Below are 3,238 nucleotides of genomic sequence, written 5' to 3'. Positions count from 1 at the left end.
GTGAGCTGGATCGAGCGGACCTATCACCGCCGTCGTAGGCAGGCCCGTCTCGGGAAGCTCACCCCTGTCGAGTTCGAGATGGTTCAATCAGTCCAGGCGGCTGCCGCCGCCTGATAACTCGTGTCAACCAAACTCATGGCAGACCCCTTGGCCATGCTGGGTTCTCCCGTCACCTGCGGTCGAGCCGCTCTCGTACCGTCACTCAAAGCCTACGGTGGGCCACCGACAATGCTGCTGGTATGCGTATTCGTGTGGAGTCGTGCCACCGTCCTACTTCAGGACATGCCGACGATCACCTTGTCGGCGATGATGCCTGCTTCGACCAACGCCGTCCGCACTGCCTTGCGGTCAACGCCCATCCGGCGACTGATTGCCCGCATCGAGACACCTGCTCGTGCGAGGCGCACAGCCTCCGCTTGCTCGTCGGGGCAGAGCCCCGGGCGGCGACTCGGCACGTTGCGACGCCGGAGGTGCGAAAACACCGTCGCGCGGTGGATGCCGTACCGTTCGGCCAGGGACTTGACGCTCATCCCGCCCAGATAATCAACGACAAGCTGGTCCACCTCAGCGGCGGTGAGAAAAGTTTGAGCCGTCTCGATAGTCCTCACAACAGGCCCCCGATCATCAATCGGCGCGCTACTCCGGGGTCGCGCGGACACCTTGTAGACCCCGCGCAACAGGCGGTTGACCAGGGTTTTTGTCTTGGGGGCGGAGTTGCCGAACGTGCTACTTAGGCACCCCGAAGGAAGGCCCGGAATCATGCGAATGATTCCGGGCCTTCGCGCATCCCGGACGCGCTGGCGACGAGGGACGCCGGCGGCCGGGGTCGTCGCGGCCCTCCCCCGGGCGTAGCCTGGCGGGACGGCGTCATCCAGGCGCCGCCCCGTCAGCGAAGGAGAGCCCCGCCGTGTCCGTCGTGAAGATCAACGCCATCACCGTCCCCGAGGGCGCCGGCCCCGAGCTGGAGAAGCGCTTCGCCGCCCGCAAGCACGCCGTGGACGCCGAGCCCGGCTTCGAGGGCTTCCAGCTGCTGCGCCCCACCGCGGGCGAGGACCGCTACTTCGTGGTGACCACGTGGGCCACCGAGGAGGACTTCCAGAACTGGAAGGGCGGGCGCATGCCCGCCGCTCACGCCGCCGAGTCCGAGGGGCGCCCGGCGCCCGTGGCCACGGGCGCGGATCTGCTCGAGTTCGAGGTCGTCGACCTGGACTGAGCCGTCCGGGAGCCGCCTCGGCCGGACCCGGCGGCCGGCCGCAGCAGCCGCATCGCGTTGGCGATGACGAGCAGCACGGACGCCTCGTGGACGAGCATGCCGATCGACATCGTCACGCCGCCCGCGAAGACGCCGGCCAGCAGCGCCGCCACGGTCACGAGCGAGACGGCGATGTTCTGCCGCATCACGCCCACCGTCCGCTGGGCCAGGCCCAGGGCCTGCGGCAGCAGCTCGAGGCGGTCGCCCATCAGCGCGATGTCGGCCGTCTCGATCGCCACCCCGGAGCCAGCGGCGCCCATGGCCACGCCGATGTCCGCCGTCGCGAGCGCGGGGGCGTCGTTGATGCCGTCACCGACCATGGCCACCACCCGGCCGCGGGCCTGCATGGCGGCGATCGCCTCGAGCTTGTCCTCGGGCAGCAGGGCCGCGCGCACCTCGTCCACGCCCACCTGACGGGCCACGGCGTGGGCCACGCCCGGCTGGTCACCGGTGAGCATCACGACTTCCTCCACGCCGATCCGGTGCAGCCCGCGGATCATGTCCGCGGCCTCGGGCCGGACCGTGTCCGCCACGGCGAGCACGCCGATCGGCATCCCGTCCACGGCGACGGCCATGGGCGTGCGGCCGGCCTCGGCCAGCCCGGCGGCGACCTGCTCGGCGCGGTCCGTGAGGGCCGCGTCCGCCTCGAGCCCGCGCAGCAGGGCGATCGTGCCCACGGCGACGCCGCGGCCGGCCACGCGGCCGGTCACCCCGCGGCCGAGCACCACCTCCACCTCCGTGGCGAGGCCGGACTCGCCCAGGCCCCGCTCGCGGGCGGCCGCCACGACGGGCTGGGCGAGCGGGTGGTCCGAGGCCTGCTCGAGCCGCGCGGCCCAGTGCAGCACCTCGTCCTCGTCCGCGTCGGCCAGCACGACGACGTCGGTCAGCTCGGGGGTGCCCCAGGTGAGGGTGCCGGTCTTGTCCACGGCCACGGCGTCCACCTTCGCGGAGCGCTCGAGGAACTCGCCGCCCTTGATGAGCACGCCGTCCTCGGCGCCGCGGCCAATGCCGGCCACGATCGCCACGGGGATGGAGATCACGAGGGCGCCCGGGCAGCCGATGACCAGCAGGGTCAGGGCCAGGGGCACGTCCCGCGTGACCAGCCCCGTCACGAGCGCGAGCACCATGATCCCGGGGGTGTACCAGCGCGAGAACCGGTCCATGAACTGCTGGGTCCGCGCCCGTGCCTCCTGCGCCTCCTCGACGCGGTGAATGATGCGGGCGAGCGTGGTGTCCGCTCCCACGCCGCGGGCCTCGACGTGCAGCAGGCCGGCGGTGGCCACGGTGCCGGCGTAGACGGCGTCGCCGTCGGCCTTCTCCGCGGGCAGCGACTCTCCCGTGATGGCAGCCTCGTTCACGGCCCCCGTGCCCGCGAGCACCACGCCGTCCACGGGGACGCGGGCGCCGGCCTTGACCAGCACCGTGGCCCCGGCGGGCACCTCGTGGGCGGCCACCGTGCGCTGGGAGCCGTCCGCCTCGAGCAGCACCGCGGTCTCGGGGGCCGTGGCGACGAGGTCGGAGAGGGCCGCGCGGGTCTTGGACAGGGTGGCGTCCTCGAGGGCGTGGCCGAGGGAGAAGAGGAGGGTGACCGCCGCGGACTCCCAGAAGTTGCCCAGCAGCGCGGCGCCGATCGCCGCGACGGCCACGAGCAGGTCGATGCCCACCGTCCGCACGCGCAGCGCCTGGACGGCGCCGACCACGATCGGCAGGCCCGCCACGACGGCGGCGGCAAGCATGAGCAGCGCCGCTGGCAGATGCCCCGTCCCGTGGGCGATCTGCTCCGGGGCGAGGACCAGCGACACCGCGATCAGCGCGGCGGCGGCCAGCGGCCGGCGGCACCGGGGGTGCAGCGGACGGTGCAGCCGGAGCCGCGCCGGGCGGGGGCCGGGGCGGCTCCGGCTGCTGTCTCTTCTACACCTCTGACGCTGCCGACGCTCGCGAAAGTCGACAGGTCGGTGGGCCCGGCGTCATCACCAACAATAACAA

At 72.5% G+C, this 3,238-nt stretch carries 3 protein-coding genes; 1 reads left to right on the top strand and 2 read right to left on the bottom strand.

Annotated features, from left to right (window positions below):
* Positions 1–275 precede the first annotated feature (275 nt).
* Positions 276–608: a hypothetical protein gene (locus FLM69_RS11130; RefSeq protein ID WP_255502842.1), complete on the bottom strand. Its 333-nt coding sequence runs from the start codon at positions 606–608 to the stop codon at positions 276–278.
* A gap of 299 nt (positions 609–907) precedes the next feature.
* Between FLM69_RS11130 and FLM69_RS11125 the strand changes: the two genes are divergently transcribed.
* Positions 908–1,213 (top strand): antibiotic biosynthesis monooxygenase, encoded by a 306-nt coding sequence (locus FLM69_RS11125; protein WP_141844271.1) that lies wholly within the window; start codon positions 908–910, stop codon positions 1,211–1,213.
* Here the strand turns inward: FLM69_RS11125 and FLM69_RS11120 are convergent.
* Positions 1,129–3,078: a cation-translocating P-type ATPase gene (locus tag FLM69_RS11120; protein WP_141844270.1), complete on the bottom strand. Its 1,950-nt coding sequence runs from the start codon at positions 3,076–3,078 to the stop codon at positions 1,129–1,131. The genes FLM69_RS11125 and FLM69_RS11120 overlap by 85 nt on opposite strands.
* Positions 3,079–3,238: the final 160 nt, after the last annotated feature.

The sequence above is a fragment of the Micrococcus sp. R8502A1 genome, assembly GCF_006704135.1.
Lineage (GTDB): Bacteria > Actinomycetota > Actinomycetes > Actinomycetales > Micrococcaceae > Micrococcus > Micrococcus luteus.
This window is presented reverse-complemented; position numbering and strand designations above follow the sequence as displayed.